At 40.1% G+C, this 15,790-nt stretch carries 12 protein-coding genes; all 12 read left to right on the plus strand.

The window, feature by feature from the left end:
* Positions 1-3: 3 nt before the first annotated feature.
* Complete coding sequence (tssE, locus tag AB8618_RS18485; RefSeq protein ID WP_010389371.1) at positions 4-489, plus strand: type VI secretion system baseplate subunit TssE; 486 nt, start codon at positions 4-6, stop codon at positions 487-489.
* Positions 486-2,312 carry a type VI secretion system baseplate subunit TssF gene (gene tssF / locus AB8618_RS18490; RefSeq protein ID WP_413403558.1) on the plus strand — a complete coding sequence of 609 codons (1,827 nt, stop codon included), beginning with the start codon at positions 486-488 and terminating at the stop codon, positions 2,310-2,312. Before tssE ends, tssF begins: the two co-directional genes overlap by 4 nt.
* Complete coding sequence (tssG, locus tag AB8618_RS18495) at positions 2,309-3,298, plus strand: type VI secretion system baseplate subunit TssG (RefSeq protein WP_010389368.1); 990 nt, start codon at positions 2,309-2,311, stop codon at positions 3,296-3,298. The genes tssF and tssG overlap by 4 nt, the downstream gene beginning before the upstream one ends.
* Before the next feature lie 22 nt (positions 3,299-3,320).
* Complete coding sequence (gene tssH, locus AB8618_RS18500) at positions 3,321-5,939, plus strand: type VI secretion system ATPase TssH (RefSeq protein WP_413403560.1); 2,619 nt, start codon at positions 3,321-3,323, stop codon at positions 5,937-5,939.
* A gap of 220 nt (positions 5,940-6,159) precedes the next feature.
* Positions 6,160-6,639 (plus strand): Hcp family type VI secretion system effector, encoded by a 480-nt coding sequence (locus AB8618_RS18505; protein WP_138605861.1) that lies wholly within the window; start codon positions 6,160-6,162, stop codon positions 6,637-6,639.
* Between the two features lie 74 nt (positions 6,640-6,713).
* Positions 6,714-8,567 carry a type VI secretion system tip protein TssI/VgrG gene (gene tssI, locus AB8618_RS18510; protein ID WP_075170036.1) on the plus strand — a complete coding sequence of 618 codons (1,854 nt, stop codon included), beginning with the start codon at positions 6,714-6,716 and terminating at the stop codon, positions 8,565-8,567.
* Positions 8,567-8,926 (plus strand): hypothetical protein, encoded by a 360-nt coding sequence (locus AB8618_RS18515; RefSeq protein ID WP_054201386.1) that lies wholly within the window; start codon positions 8,567-8,569, stop codon positions 8,924-8,926. Before tssI ends, AB8618_RS18515 begins: the two co-directional genes overlap by 1 nt.
* A gap of 38 nt (positions 8,927-8,964) precedes the next feature.
* Positions 8,965-9,255 carry a PAAR domain-containing protein gene (locus AB8618_RS18520; RefSeq protein ID WP_413403563.1) on the plus strand — a complete coding sequence of 97 codons (291 nt, stop codon included), beginning with the start codon at positions 8,965-8,967 and terminating at the stop codon, positions 9,253-9,255.
* Between the two features lie 2 nt (positions 9,256-9,257).
* On the plus strand, positions 9,258-10,283 hold the full coding sequence (locus AB8618_RS18525; RefSeq protein ID WP_409425669.1) for a hypothetical protein: 1,026 nt from the start codon (positions 9,258-9,260) through the stop codon (positions 10,281-10,283).
* Positions 10,280-11,125, plus strand: coding sequence for a hypothetical protein (locus tag AB8618_RS18530; protein WP_409425670.1), 846 nt, complete (start codon positions 10,280-10,282; stop codon positions 11,123-11,125). Before AB8618_RS18525 ends, AB8618_RS18530 begins: the two co-directional genes overlap by 4 nt.
* Positions 11,125-15,441, plus strand: a complete 4,317-nt coding sequence (locus tag AB8618_RS18535) for an RHS repeat-associated core domain-containing protein (protein ID WP_413403566.1) — start codon at positions 11,125-11,127, stop codon at positions 15,439-15,441. Before AB8618_RS18530 ends, AB8618_RS18535 begins: the two co-directional genes overlap by 1 nt.
* Before the next feature lie 10 nt (positions 15,442-15,451).
* Complete coding sequence (locus AB8618_RS18540) at positions 15,452-15,715, plus strand: hypothetical protein (RefSeq protein ID WP_301562866.1); 264 nt, start codon at positions 15,452-15,454, stop codon at positions 15,713-15,715.
* Positions 15,716-15,790 lie beyond the last annotated feature (75 nt).

Raw genomic sequence — 15,790 nt, forward strand, 5'->3', positions numbered from 1 at the left:
ATTATGATAGAGCATAAGCAGCAGCTTCAAGCATCCATTTTAGATAGGCTCATTGACGATGAACCAGACTTTCAGGATGCCCCATCTCGTACTGAGGGGATCAGCATTAGTGAGCTGAGAAAAAATGTGCGCAGAGACATAGAAGCGCTGCTAAATGCGCGAATTCAATGGCACACGTGGCCAGCACAATATGCAGAGTTAGCAACATCCTGCTTATCGTATGGTTTACCTGACTTTTCGAGTATGTCGGTGAGCTCTCACGAAGGGCGGGCACTGCTATGTGAAACCGTTAGAAATACAATTTTGAAATTTGAGCCTAGGTTCATTGAAGTTGAGGTATTTACTGACGATGAAGTACCCGTAAATAGAGTATTAAACTTGCGAATAAACGCTTTACTATATGCAGATCCAGAGCCTGAGTTTATTAGCTTTGACTCAGAAGTTGAGCCTGTGAACTTAGGGATGAAGATTATTGAGGCTTCTTTATGAACGATGAATTATTAAAATATTACAATCGTGAATTGGCGTTTGTTCGTCATATGGGTAAAGACTTCTCTGAAAAATACCCTAAAGTTGCCGGGCGATTAAAGCTAAGCGATGATCATATTGAAGACCCTCATGTATCAAGGTTAATTGAATCGTTCGCATTTTTAACGGCTAATATTAGGCAAAAGTTAGATGATAGCTTTCCTGAGCTTACTGATGCTCTATTAGGGCAAATGTTACCTGACTATCAAGCGCCTATTCCTTCAATGTCGGTGGTTAAATTAGAGGCTGAAAACCTCTCAACAACGGGCGTGGTCATTCCAAGAGCGAGTGAAGTTGAAACCAATGTTGAGTCAATGAAGCAATGTAAGTTTCAAACCTGTTATGAAACTTACTTATGGCCTGTTGAAATTACCAGTGCGCAATTTGATAACAGTCCTTTCGTGGCACCAAAACCACGTTGGCATGAAAAAGCAAAGTCAATTTTCAAACTTGAGCTAACCGGTGAATATCCGGGTGTATCACTGGCTGAAACCGGGCTGGAAAAATTACGATTATTTATAAATGGTCAATGGCATCATACGCTTAAAGTGTATGAATTATTGTTTAAGCACGCTATTGGTATTGCTTTTGATAATGGTGATGAGGGAATAAAGTACCTTTCTAAAACTCAACTTAAAGCGGTTGGCTTTGATGCAAATGAAGCGGTTGTACCGTATTCGCAGCGATCAAGTGCCGGCTATCGCTTACTCGTCGAAAACTTTACCTTTCCTGAAAAGTTTCGTTTTTTTGAACTTGAAAATATTCACTCATCGTTGCCTAAAAATTCTAATAAATGCACTGTGTATATTTATCTTGATGCGGAATCTTCAGAGCTTGAAAAGCAAGTAGACAAAGACATGTTCTTGATGGGGTGTACGCCCATAATTAATATGTTTGAACAAGAGCTAGAGCCTATTCGCCCTGAGCTGAGCGAATACGAATACCAATTAACGCCGCGTTATATGGACTCTGAGATTTCAGAAGTAATTGGTATTTCAGAAGTAATTGCCTTTGATCATAAGGGAAATAAACAAATAGTTTGTCCGTTTTATGGACAAACTCATCCACGATATCAAGGCCATGATGATTTGTTTTGGCACATCCGCAGAGAAACCGCCTCATGGGCCGGTGGCTATGTTGAGTCAGGCACCGAATCGTTTCTATCATTGGTAGATGCACGATTTGAAAATAGTGCTATGGATTATGCTGAAGGGAACACGGTCCTAACCGTACGTGCTAATTGCAGTAATCGAAACCTCCCTGCAAGCATGCCTTTTGGAGACGACGAGCTAGGCTTATTGATGCCAGAACGCGGCGATGTAATTAAAAAAATTAGGTGTTTAATTCCATTTACTCATGCCGTTAGACCAATATTAGCCGATGCAACTCGTTGGCAATTAGTTAATCATTTAACACTCGACGCGTTTAGTGGAGATGATGCGTGCAACAAGCTAAAAGAAGTGCTACGCCTTTATGACTTTAGAGCATCTCCACAGACAAAAGGCCTTATTGATAATATTTACCGTGTGGCTGTAGAACCTGCAACGGCTCGTGTTGTGCAAAAAGGACGAGTAAGCTTTGCGACAGGTAGTGAAATTGAAATTACCTTCGCCAATGATGACTTTTCAGGAAGTGGCATGTTTTTCTTTGCTTCTATCCTCGATCATTTCTTTGCGCAATTTGCAGCAATTAATAGCTTTACTCGCGTTAGTTTAAGGCTAAAAGAACAAGAGCAAGTGTATTACCAATGGCCTGCGCGAGTTGGGGAAAGCCCGTTAATATGATCCAACATATTATTTCTCAAGCGTCACAAGTTGACTTTTATAAAGCGGTTTTCATTATTGAAAACCAGCTGAAAAAGCATGGATTGGAGTATCGCTACGTAGGGTATGACAGTAGTCCAAAGCAAGAGTTAATTAAGTTTACCGCAACTCAAAAATTTGGTTACCCAGGTAACGCTATCACAAAATTAGAACAAGCAAGCTTTGAAGATGGCTTACATAAAGTCAACATGCAGATCTCTTTTATGGGATTAACGGGTTGCTCGGGCGCTTTGCCTCAATTTTATAGCGAACTGGTGATGCAGCGTCTTCGCTATAAAGATACAACTATGCGCGACTTTTACGACATGTTTAATCACCGTTTGGTGTCTTTATATTATCGAGCGTGGAAAAAATATAAACCGTCTTTAAATCATGTAAATAAAGATAAAAACAAAGACCCATACACGCAAATATTAGGGCTTTTAAGCGGCGGTTATGATGAACATCAGTTGCACTTTTCAGGCCTTTATAGCCGAAAAATTCGCAATGCTTTTGACTTAAAAAGTGTACTGAGCTCATATCTTGGCTGTGATGTTGTCATTAAACAAATGATAGGTAAGTGGCACGATTTGAAGCCACAAGAGCAAACATGTTTAGCAAGTGAACGCCTTTATGAGGGACAACATGCCCGCTTAGGTGTTGATACGGTAATTGGTAAAAAGATATGGGATATTTCTTCTAATATCGAGATCCATATCAGTACCCGCGATTTTGATAAAGCAAAATCCTTGTTACCTAAAGGCAAGTTATTTGAATTAGCTAAAAAAATTGTCAAAGACTATGCCGGCAATGCTATTTCATTTCGACTTGTAATTGAATCAGATTTTCAACAACTTGATGCGGTGCAGCTGTCAAAAAGTGAATGCCAACTAGGCGCAAATAGCTTTTTAATGGCGAGTAAAAACACCCCTAAATTTAACCCTACTAAGTTATCGTTTAAAGGATAATTAAAATTAAAAGGAACAGTGTATGTCAACGATGACATTAAATAAATTAGTTGAGAAACTAAGTCCAGATTGTAGAAAGAGCTTAGAAGCAGCGGTCGCAATTTGTAATAGCCGCAGCCATTTTACGGTTGAATTAGAGCATTGGTTGTTAGCTATGATTGAGCAGCAACTAGACGATGTTAGACTCATATTCGGTGCTTTCGATATTGATATTGATCAGGTAAAGCAAGATTTAAATCAATCATTAGAGTCATTTAAAACAGGCAGTGATTCGTCGCCTAGTCTGTCGGTGCATGTTACTACTTTACTTAGACAGTCATGGCTAAGCACCAGTATAGAATTTACTGATGAGCAAATCCGAAGTGCTTACGTTATTTACACGCTCACAAAAGACGATACCTTGTCTAGTTTAGTAACGCGTTGTAGCAAGCTTTTCAATAATATAGAACCTGGACAACTACTACATGCATGGCCTGAAATTGTTGCCCAATCACAAGAACGTAATACCACCACTGCAAGTGCTACAACACCTGCAAATGGTTCATCTAAAACACCAACCTTAGATCAATTTACCGTAGATTTAACCGCTCAAGCAAAAGCGGGAAAAATAGACCCAATTTTAGGCCGTGATTTCGAAATACGTCAGATGGTAGATATTTTAACCAGACGTCGTCAAAACAATCCAATCTTAACCGGTGAAGCGGGTGTAGGTAAAACCGCTGTGGTTGAAGGACTTGCCCTAAGGATTGCTCAAAAAGACGTACCTGCAGTATTACAAAACGTTAAGTTGCACAGCCTAGATTTGGCTTTGCTGCAAGCAGGTGCGGGCATGAAAGGTGAATTTGAAAATCGTTTGAAGTCGCTAATTAATGAAGTTAAAAACGCTGTTGATCCTGTGATTCTTTTCATAGATGAAGCTCACACTATGATTGGTAGTGGCGGACAAGCGGGTCAAAATGATGCTGCCAATTTACTTAAGCCTGCTCTAGCAAGAGGGGAGTTACGCACTATTGCTGCAACAACGTGGGCTGAATATAAAAAGTTTTTTGAAAAAGATGCTGCGCTAACACGTCGCTTCCAAGTGGTTAAAGTTGAAGAGCCAACACCAGAAAAAGCGGTTGCTATGCTGCGTGGTTTAGTTCCTGTGATGGAAAAACATCATAAAGTGTTTATTTCAGAGCAAGCACTTGAAAGTGCAGTGCATCTATCGCACAGGTACATTACTGCTAGGCAACTACCCGATAAAGCAGTTGCATTGTTAGATACGGCATGTGCTCGTGTTGCTATGAGCCAAGCATCGACACCTAATGCGATTGAGCAGTTAATTAACAGGCTTAGTGAAATTGAAGCGCAAGTTTTAATGCTGAATCGTGAGCAAAAAACTGGTTTAGATCACAGCGAACAATTATCAGCACTTAAATCTGAACTAGTTGAGATTGAACAGCAACTGGAACCATTAAATGAGCAGTTCAATGTTGAGAAGGATATAGTTGCCGAGTTAAACCAAGCGCTAGAATCGATTAACACCAATGATGCAGACTCTTCTGCTGAAGTACTTGAGCAGTTAAAAGAAAGCAAGCTTAAGCTAGCCTCGTACGAACATAATATGGTGCATTGGCAAGTTGATGAAGAGTTGATTGCACAGGTTATTTCTGATTGGACTGGTATTCCTGTTGGTAAAATGCATGAAGATGAAATTCATGGCATTTTAAATTTAGCTGAGCAAATGAAACAACGCGTAGTTGGCCAAGATCATGCGCTTGAACTTATGGCTAAAGTGGTACAAACCTCCCGTGCTCAGCTAGCAGACGAGAGTCGCCCTAATGGTATATTTATGCTGGCAGGCCCAAGCGGTGTTGGTAAAACAGAGACCGCGCTTTCACTAGCACAAGAAGTGTATGGCAGTGAAGATAACGTAACAGTTATTAACATGTCTGAGTTTAAAGAAGAGCATAAAGTGTCATTACTACTTGGCTCACCTCCAGGTTATGTTGGTTATGGTGAAGGCGGTATTTTAACCGAAGCAGTAAGAAGAAAACCATACAGTGTAGTGCTACTTGATGAAATGGAAAAAGCCCATCCAGGCGTGCAAGATATTTTCTATCAAGTATTCGATAAAGGCACCATAAAAGACGGTGAAGGCCGAGACATCGACTTTAAAAACACCATCATTATTATGACCTCAAATGTGGGTACTGATACCACAATGAGCTTATTTGAAGATGAAGAAAGTAAGCCGAGTATTAAAGGTTTATTAAAAGCATTACAAGATGATTTATTAGGCGCATTTAAACCCGCATTTTTAGGGCGCATTAATGTTATTCCTTATATTCCGTTAAGTGATGAAATTCTGACCCAAATTGCAGCGCTGCAAATTAGCAAAATTATTAAGCGTGTTAAAAAGCATTATGATGCGCAATTAACGTATAACGATGACGTGATTGAGCACATTATTGCTAATTGTCAAAATGCCGGTTCGGGTGCAAGAAATATTCACACCATATTACAGAATAAAGTACTACCACTATTGTCTGAAATTTTGCTTTCGAGCATGGTTGATGGTGAAAAGGTGACATCTATCTCATTGTTAATTAAGGATAATGAGTTTGATATTGAGCTAACTAAAGTTAATTTAAAATAACCTGTTTTTATGGTTGTTTCTTTAGTTTTAGAGCATTATAATTCGTGTGTCTTATATAGAAACATGGAATTTTTGAGACATTGTCTTCATCTAGGGAAAGGAATTCTGAAGACCTTTTCATTGCTGTTTTAGAGATAATGATTTCAAGGAATTTTGGGTAACCAAAGTAAACGAATCCACATAATGGATAATATTGTTTAATAAAAAGGAGCATTATCAAATGCAAGCAAATACATATTTAAAATACGGTTCAATCAAAGGCGAAACTACTGCCGAGTCTTTCAAAGATTTAATTACAGTTTTATCTTTAGATTGGAACGTTAGCCGTGAGATTAGTGCAGCGACTGGTACAGCAATGGACCGTGAATCTAGCTCTACTCGTCTAGGCGATGTGACTATTACTAAACTTCAAGATAAAGCATCTCCGGATCTTTTCAAAGAAGCAACTATTGGTAAAGGTCTACCTGCTATTTTCCATATCACTAAACAAGGTGATAAAGTTGAAGAAATCATGAAAATCGAACTTACAGATGCCATGATCTCTAGCTACTCAGTATCAGTTCAAAACGACCGTCCAATTGAAACAATCACTATCAGCTACACTGAAATGATGATGACTGTTACACCTACTGACGATCAAAACAACATCACTGCACCACTAGTATATGGTTACAGCGGTGTTAAAGGTCAACAAATGTAATATTTGTTACCCGATTGTAGCTCTGGGCTTATGCTCAGAGCTTTTTTTGATCTTCAGGATGGGAAAAGCAAGGAATGCAAAAAGCAACACAAGATAAAAACGTAATTCAAATTAGTACCCCTGTTGGTAAAGACGCCCTTTATTTAACACGCTTCGTTGCACAAGAAGCCATGTCAGATTTGTTTGTTATGTCGGCCAATATGTACACCATAGGCCAACAAATCGCACATGAAGATCTGGTTGGCAAACCGGTATCGATAAAGGTAAAAAATGCCGAGGGTGGGGGAGAGCGTTATTATCACGGTATTGTGAGCCAGCTTGTTTCTAACGGCAGCCGCACTGCGGACGTTGACGAACAAAAAAATTACATTGATTATCAAGCTACCATTGTGCCTTTTGCCGCTTCTATGCGTAATCGCAAGAACAGCCGCATTTTCCAAAAGAAAACAATAAAAGATATATTTGCTGATTTGTTTGGCCAACACAATGTGGCTTTTTCAGACAAAACCAGTAAAACCTACCCCAAATACGAATACTGTGTGCAATATCAAGAGTCAGATTTTGACTTTATCCAACGCTTATTACAAAGCGAAGGTATTTTTTACTTCTTTGAGCATACAAAAAGTAACCATACATTAGTTTTGGCAGATGATATCACTGCCTATGAAACATGTGGTGAGGCTAAAGTTGTTCATTCAACTGGCCATTTAAGCGAATCTCATGTTTCGCGTTGGCAAGGTGGATTAAGCTTAGCGCCAGGCAGCTTTAAGCGTTTAGGCTACGATTTTAAACAGCCGTCGCGTTACCCTGATGCAGAGCAAGCAAATGCCGAGTTACCCACGCAATCGGTATCAGAAATTTTTGAATATACAGCAGAGGCAGAGTGTCATCCTCGCGCGGCTAATTTGGCATCTGTACAATTAGAGTCACTACAAAGAGACATGAAGCTCTCAAGCGGGCGCAGTGACTGTCGCTCATTTTCTGTTGGTAAACTGTTTAGCTTCAAAAAACATGAAGACCCACGCCTTGAAGGTAAAACCTTTGCTATTACCTCGATGATGACATCGATTGTAGTACCAAACCAATCAGGCGCTTTACAATCATCAAGTGATGAAGTGTATTCTAATCACTTTGAATGTGTGCCAAAAGACATTCCATACAGAGCGCAAGTGAGTAAAAAGAAACCGGTTATTAACGGCGTGCAAACGGCGATTGTAACGGGTGATAGCGCCGATGAAATTATGATTGACCAATATGGCCGCGTAAAGGTGCAATTTGATTGGGATCGTGAAGGTAAAAAAGATTCTAAAAGTTCATGTTGGATCCGAGTTGCACAAAACTGGGCTGGCAAAAAGTGGGGCGCCTTTTTCTTCCCCCGCGTTGGTCAAGAAGTACTCGTCGACTTTATTAATGGCGACCCAGATCAACCTATTATAAGCGGTGCTGTTTATAACGCAGACTTAATGCCTCCGTACGCTTTACCGGGCGAAAAAACGCAAAGTGGTATAAAAACTCGCTCAACTAAAGAAGGTGGAGCAGATAATTTTAATGAACTGCGCTTTGAGGATAAAAAAGGTAGCGAGCTTGTGTATATGCAAGCCGAAAAAGATAAACAGCTTTACGTTAAAAACGATCAAAACGAAAAAATAGATAACGATCGTAATGTTGAAATTCTTAATAATGACAATCTTAACGTTACAAAAAACCGTATTGCGGAAATGGGTGAAAACGATACCTTAAAAGTAGGTAAAACACTTAATATTGAAGCGGGTGACGAAATAGTGATTAAAACAGGCTCTGCACAAATTAAAATGAGCAGTAGTGGCAATATCACTATTGAAGGAACAAACATTGATATTAAAGGCAGTAATGTAAAAGTAGATGGCAGTGCCATTACCTTATCTGCTGGTGTAATTAAGTTAAATTAATGATGGAAATAGTCAATAACTTTCAATCAGGGTTTAGAAATGGCATTGCAAATAACGGGCACGTTGTTTACTGCCGTTATGGTTTACCGCATTTAGTGTGTTTACCAATAAATAGGCCAGATGATCCATTACTAAGCCCTGCGTTAAGTCATTTAAAAGCAATGAATGGCTATTATGCACAGCAGTTTTTTATTCATTTAAGTGATTCACTTAATAGTGAAAATGTAATTTCAAATTTATATCAATATGCAACTCAAAGCACAGTGGCACTTGCTGATCACAGTAAAGATGAGCTAATTGAAGAAATTTCGCTATTAGTAACGACTAACAAGCTACTAGTTATTCCACTGTATGAATAGTCTTTCATAAACAAGCAAAGATACGACAAGGAGTCAAAATGGGTAAACCCGCTGCTACAATTGGTCATATGCATGTATGCCCTAAAGTGACCGCTAAAGTGCCACATGTGGGTGGACCTATAGTTGCCGGCTCTGGCAATGTGTTAATAGGTGGCATGCCCGCGGCGCGCAAAGGCGACATGATAGTGTGTATTGGCCCGCCAGATAGCGTAAAAACAGGCTCGGGGAGCGTTAAAATTAATGGCAAACCCGCGGCCAGAATGGGCGATGATAGTGGCCACGGCGGAAAAATCGTTGCGGGCAACCCAACTGTTTTAATTGGTGGTTAACTTTGCTAGCGACCTATTTAAGTGATCATCAAGCACAATTACTACAAATTAGTAACGCTCAATTGTGCCCGTTTACGTGTGTAGGTCATGTTCGCTATTTAAGAAAAACCCTATTAGAAAACTGTTGGGTAAACGCAAAAAACAATAATCAAAAAAATAACCTTGAATTGCCCACCACTGAGCAGCTAGTCGAAATAATCACTAATACCAAAAACGATGAATTAGTTGCCCAAGCATGTATTGAAGTCATGGCTAACTTGCCACAAAATAAAAATATTATATTTATAAATGAATTGCTTAATCAGCCAGCGCTGAGTGCTTTTTTTAAAATCATTATAAATAAAGTGGTTATTCAACAGCATAGCTTTAACTTAATTCGGCTATTAAATTTAAACACCTTGTTTTTTGCTTACAGTGCTGATGATGAAATTCCGCCGCAAACACTGGCAACTATAAATCAAATTACCAGCCTTGCGCAGCACCACGATAGACAGATATTAACGGCTATTTTTGATGCATTAACTGAGCAAGCGCATCTATCACCCTTAATGTCGTTATTTTTGTTGTCGTTAAATTTTGAGCAAGTAAATAGCTTAAGCAATCATGCTAGTAATACCTTATCGGTTGATCAAACATTGCATATTTTATTACAAAGCGGTTTTGTAAAACTGATTGTTTTAGCCAATTCTTTATTACAACAGGTAGAGCAACCCGCGTTAATTATTGCGCTAATAAGGCGCATGTTAGGTGATAAACTCGATCAGCTAGTGGAGTACGATATTCAACGACTTGCTTGGCAAGGCGATGAAAGCGCGTTAATAGATTTTCAGCAGCAGTTAAAACATAACTGGCCTAAATATGAAACCGCCATGTCGAGTTTACGATTGCTTGCAGGACACCCTCTTGATGAAGTGCCTAATGCCATTTATTTATCAGCCATGGATAGCTATAGCCAAGGGGTGTTTAACTTATATCGCTATTATCAACACCTCGCTGCCAATAAAGCTCAGGACGAGGTGGCATCATGAGTGCATTTTCAATAGAGATGGTATGCTTTTCTGCCCCAAATATTAGCAGCGTAGATGCATTATTATTTGACGATAACAGTGCTGTTTTTAATGAACTGCAATGGCAGTCTTGGGATGCCTGTGTTTACGATTGCATAATTAAATCTAAAGAATTAATGGCAGAAGTCACAGACAGCAAATTGCCGATGATCTGGTTACTACCAGCGTTATCATTTCAAGATGAGCTAAAACAGTTATTAACTCAGAGCTTACAACAGCTATACCCCAATCATAGCAATGAGCTTATTTTTCATGGTGCAACAGCCGCGCACTCTGCTATAGCCTTGGCCGATGAAAAAAAATGGCAAAAATTCAATGTAATTGCTTTAGATGCAACCTTTAAAGCAAATAAACAGCAGCAGTTTGTTTATCAAGGTGTAGGTGGCGCGTTAGCTCTAGTTGAAATGGTGCCTTGTGGGTGGTCGCAGGTAAGCCATGAAATTGCAGCATCTATTGATTTTAGCAAACATAATCAGCTAGCAGGTATGCTTACGCGATTAGCTGAACAAACAGAGAATAAGATAGATCTAATTTTTGCACCAGGAAATGGGGTAGATGATGATAGTTGGCTAAACAATTTACAGCTACTTACTAGCTTAATTGATGAGCACACATATTACGAACTACCCAATTATAAATTAGGGAAAATAGGCGCACTAGAAGGGTTGGTTAACTTGTACCAATTAACCACAAGCCCTGCAATTGTTGAGCATTTTAGTTATGCATTAATGCTTTCACAGGAGCAAGCTAAGCATCAAGGTGCAGCATCATACTTATGGATAAGTGAGGAAGTACACAGCTAATGCAAAGTAATACCGTTGTTTTACAGGGAATAAGTTACCCAATTTGCCTCGTCGCAGGTAAAGGTTCTGCGCCGTCGGGCTTTGTTGCTGTAGTAGCTAACACGCCGGAAAGTGCCAAAAATCAAATTGCGCAAGTAGGCAGTGCGCTTACAAGCGACGCAGCTAAACGTTTAGACGTTATTAACTTGCTTAACCTTGCAGGAGTAAGCTGTTCGCGCGGTGCGTCAGCACGTGAAACCGCAAGTGTATTAACCCAAGCTTTGGTTGCAGGTACTATTAGTTGTTATCACCAAAAAGCTAAGTCGGCCATTCAGGTAAGTGATAACACCAATAGCGGCGCAGCAGGTAAAAAGGCAAATAGTAAGAGCAGTTCAACAGCCTCAGGTAAAAGTGCCTCTCAAGCGCCGGCTAAAAACAGTGGCGGTGCAAGTAATAATACCCCAAGCGAAGAACCTATCACCCAACAAGAGTGTCGCTCTGATCCAGTTTCTATGCTTTCGGGTGAAGAAATACTGCCGCTTATTGATTTCACCTTAGCAGGCAGCAAACAATTAATTTGGCGACGCCTATACCGCTCATCGCATGCGGATGTATGCAGTGTGATGGGTAATGGTTGGCGACATGATTTTATGGTGCAGTTAACTGAGCACTATTTACCGCCACCTAAAGTAGGCCCAAAACAAAAGGGCACCTACTGGTTAGAATACCAAGATGAGCATGGCGCTAAACACCGCTTTGAAAAAGTAAAACCGGGGCAATCGAGCTATCAGTTAAGCAGTAATTTGGCGTTGCATTACCAAACTAATGGTAAGCAAGTATTGGTAACCCCAGATGATCAACACCTTACGTTTAAAGCCGGCGAGAACTCATGGTTGCTCGAAAAAGTTATTAATGAAAAAGGCCAAAGTATTGGTTTTTATTACGATGCGAAAGAGCGCTTGCATCGCGTTGAGGTAAATAAAGCGCGTGGCTGTATTTTAAAATATAACCCGCAAGGGTTGCTGGCAAACATTTCGGCTTATCGTACAGGTGATAACAACAAGCCAGTATTACTAACGCCGTTACTTGCGCAATATGATTATGATGAAAACAAAAACCTCGTTCGCGCGACCAATCAACAAGGTGAAACAGAGCATTATGGCTATAACGCCGCTAACTTATTAACCAAGCGTACCCGAGCCAGTGGTTTTAGCCATCATTTTGAATGGGACAGTTATTCATCAAGTGCTAAGTGTATAAAACAATGGGGCGATAACAACACCTATACATATCAGTTTGAATATAATTTAGACGCTGGTGAAACAACCTGTATAGACTCGCGTGGGCATAAAGAACACTTTGTACATAACGCGCAAGGTAAGTTAGTTAAGCACACCGACCCAAATGGTAATGTGTGGCAATACGGCTATAACGCACAAGGTCAAAAAATAACGGAAATAAAGCCAGATAACAGTGAAATAAAATACAGTTATACCCCTTATGGCCAGTTAGAATCAATAACGCAGCCAGATGGCAGTGTTACTAAATTTGCTTACAACCAATTAGGTCAGCGTGTATTAACCACCTTGCCTGATGGTCAAACCATTACCCGTAAATATAGCGTAGCGGGTTTACTGCAAAGTGAAACCTTTGGTGACGGTCGCACCATACTTTACAGCTATGACAAATTTGGACAGCTAACCCAGCACATAAATAAAAATGGTCAAGTCACTAAATTTGTATGGAACGAGCAAGGCGAGCTTTTAGCCAAACACCATAATGATGAGCTTATTCGTTATAGTTACGACAGTTTAGGCCGTGTAAATGCCACTATTAATAACGCAGGTTTGCTGACTCAATATAAATACAATGAGCACGGCCAGCTTGCGCAAACTATTGCCTTTGACGAAAAAGACCCTGAGAATAAACAGCATCAACATTTTAGTTACGATGATGCAGGGCGGTTAATTAGCTCGCAAAACAGTAAGGGTGATACCACCGAGCAACACTTTGAAGGGCTAAGCCAGCCACATTGTGTTATTCAGCCCGATGGCAGTGCACTGCATTTAACGTACGATAAAGAGCGTAACTTAACCGCCATTGAGCGCAGCGACGGCCATGTATACCGTATAAGCTATGACGCTAACGAAAACCCAACGCAAGTTACTGGATTTGACGGTACGCTACAGCAATATAAATACGATGCTTGCAACCGCTTAACGTCGGTCACACAAAGTGATAAACGCCATGTAAAAATAGAGCGTGATAAATTAGGCCGCGTGACTGCGCAGCATGCAAGTTTGGCAACCGACACTCACATCGTTAATAACGCCAATTACTATAGCTATAACCTGCAAGGTAAAATTACCCGTGCGCATAATGCACAATCAACCCTAAAGCAGCAGTTTGATAAAGGTGGGCGGTTACTGCGTGCTGAGCAAGTACATAATCAGCAACAAGCGCATACCCTAAAATACAGTTACGACGACTATGGCAGAAGGCAATCATTGACCTTGCCAGATTCAAGTACGCTTAAATATAGCTACAATAAATTTGGCCAGCTAAGTGCTATTCACTTACAGCAAGCCAATAGCAATGCAGTTGAACTTGCAGCGCTTAGCTACGACAGCCAAGGCAATATTCAAACGCAAAAGTTTGGTAATGATGTAACCCTTACCCAACAATTTGATGTATTTAACCGCTTAACACAGCAGCAGTTAACTCATCCTGCGCAAGCACTATTTGATACCTGTACGTACAATTACGACAGCGTAAACCAGTTGATTGCGCGTAAAGAGCAAGGCGTTAGCAGCCATAACATTAATTTTGAGTACAACAGCCTAGGCCAGTTAATTCAGCAAAATCTAGTAAGTTCTGAGAACACAAAAACTACCCAATACCAGTGGGACAGTTTTGGTAACCCAGTTAGCCAATCAAAAATTCAAAATAACGAGTTATCCGAACAACAAACTACTCAGCACAATGATGATAGCGATGCCATCAATAAGGTTGAAAGCAGTCAGTCAGAAAGCACACGTAATGTAATTCATAGTGAGTTCAGTGATTCAAGTACAGCAACCGCAGCCAGTGAGCTAAGCGAAGACGATGGAGTTATTAAAGGCTCTACAGACGCAGACCGTTTAACCCACTTTGGCGACAGCGACTTTCATTACGATGAATTTGGTAACCAAATACGCGAAACTGGCAAAGGCATAAAAACCCGTCGTGAATACAACGCGTTTAATCAGCTAAGTTGCTTTAATAACAACGGCACGCTTACTCAATACGACTACGACCCACTCGGGCGGCGTATCGCCAAGCACACCGAGCAGGGCAAAATTGATTACATTTGGGATAACGATCAGTTAATCGGCGAATACCAACACGGTGAATATACCTGGTATATCAACCTACCAAATCAATTTCACCCAGTGGCATTGGTTAAAAAAGGCGAAGTTTATTATTACCACTTAGACCAACTTAATACTCCACGCTTTGTGACAAATTACAAGGCAGGAGTGGTATGGGAAAACCAAGCCGATGTGTATGGTTATGAAGAGCTTGAAGCCGACGCTGACACTAATAAAGAAAACACCTTCACTCAGCCAATCCGCTTTCAAGGGCAGTATTTAGATGAAGAAAGCGGCTTACATTACAACCGTTACCGCTACTACAGCCCCAAACAACAACGCTTTATAAATCAAGACCCGATTGGATTAGTGGGTGGCATAAACCACTATCAATATGCGCCAAATCCGGTTAATTGGGTGGATCCGTTTGGGTTGAGTTGTAAAGAGAATACATGGAATACCTTTCAGAAAAATACTAAAGGACATTTTAAAAATAGTTCTGAAGCTTCAACCAGTTACCAGATGATGCAAGAAGTACAAAATATGAAAAATGGTGTTCGGCCAAAGCCCGCTAAATATCTTCCTCAGTCATATATTGATGCTCATATTCAGCAGTTTAATGGTGGAGCTTCACGATTTATGACAAAGTCCAATTTGGAAAAATATGGACCGGGGCAGCGTGATGGAACTTCATTTGTTATGCCTAATAGTGAAGCTGATGCATTGATGTTTCAAGCTGCTGGAGACCCCGGTGCGCTAGCTGAAGCAATAGGTTTACCTCGAGAGATGTTAGAGGGTAATGAATTAATGCGTGTTGATTTTGCGGATCCTGATAGTTTGGGGCTTAGAATGCCTTCAGGTAATGAAGCTGGTGCTAATGATCAATGGCTTGTTGGTGGAAGATTACCGGATGGTAGCTCTGAGGCTGTGATAGACGTTGGTGATATTCCGACAAGCAGGTTTAGTGTTAAGAACGTAAAAGATTAAGGGTAATATTATGAAATTTAAAGATTTATTTTTTTCTAAAGAAAAGTTTTTTTCGGTTGGTATTGAAGAAAGCTCTGGTGATTATTATGTGTCTATTCCGGTAAGTAATCGTAAAGTTGATTATGAAGAGTATTATCGTATAGATAAAAGTCTTTTTGATAGAAATGCATCTGATCTAAATCAATTAGAATTTGTTGCCGATGAATGTCGTAAACGATTGCGTGATAATGATCTTATAATTAAACCAGGTGCAGACCGAGGCGTGCCAATTTAGTTCGTTTTATAGTTTAGCAATAAGCCATGCTCATTTATGTCTAGATTATTTCCCAAGATAAAACGAAAGAAATAA

The sequence above is a fragment of the Pseudoalteromonas sp. RW-H-Ap-1 genome (genome assembly GCF_048318575.1).
Classification (GTDB): Bacteria; Pseudomonadota; Gammaproteobacteria; order Enterobacterales; family Alteromonadaceae; genus Pseudoalteromonas.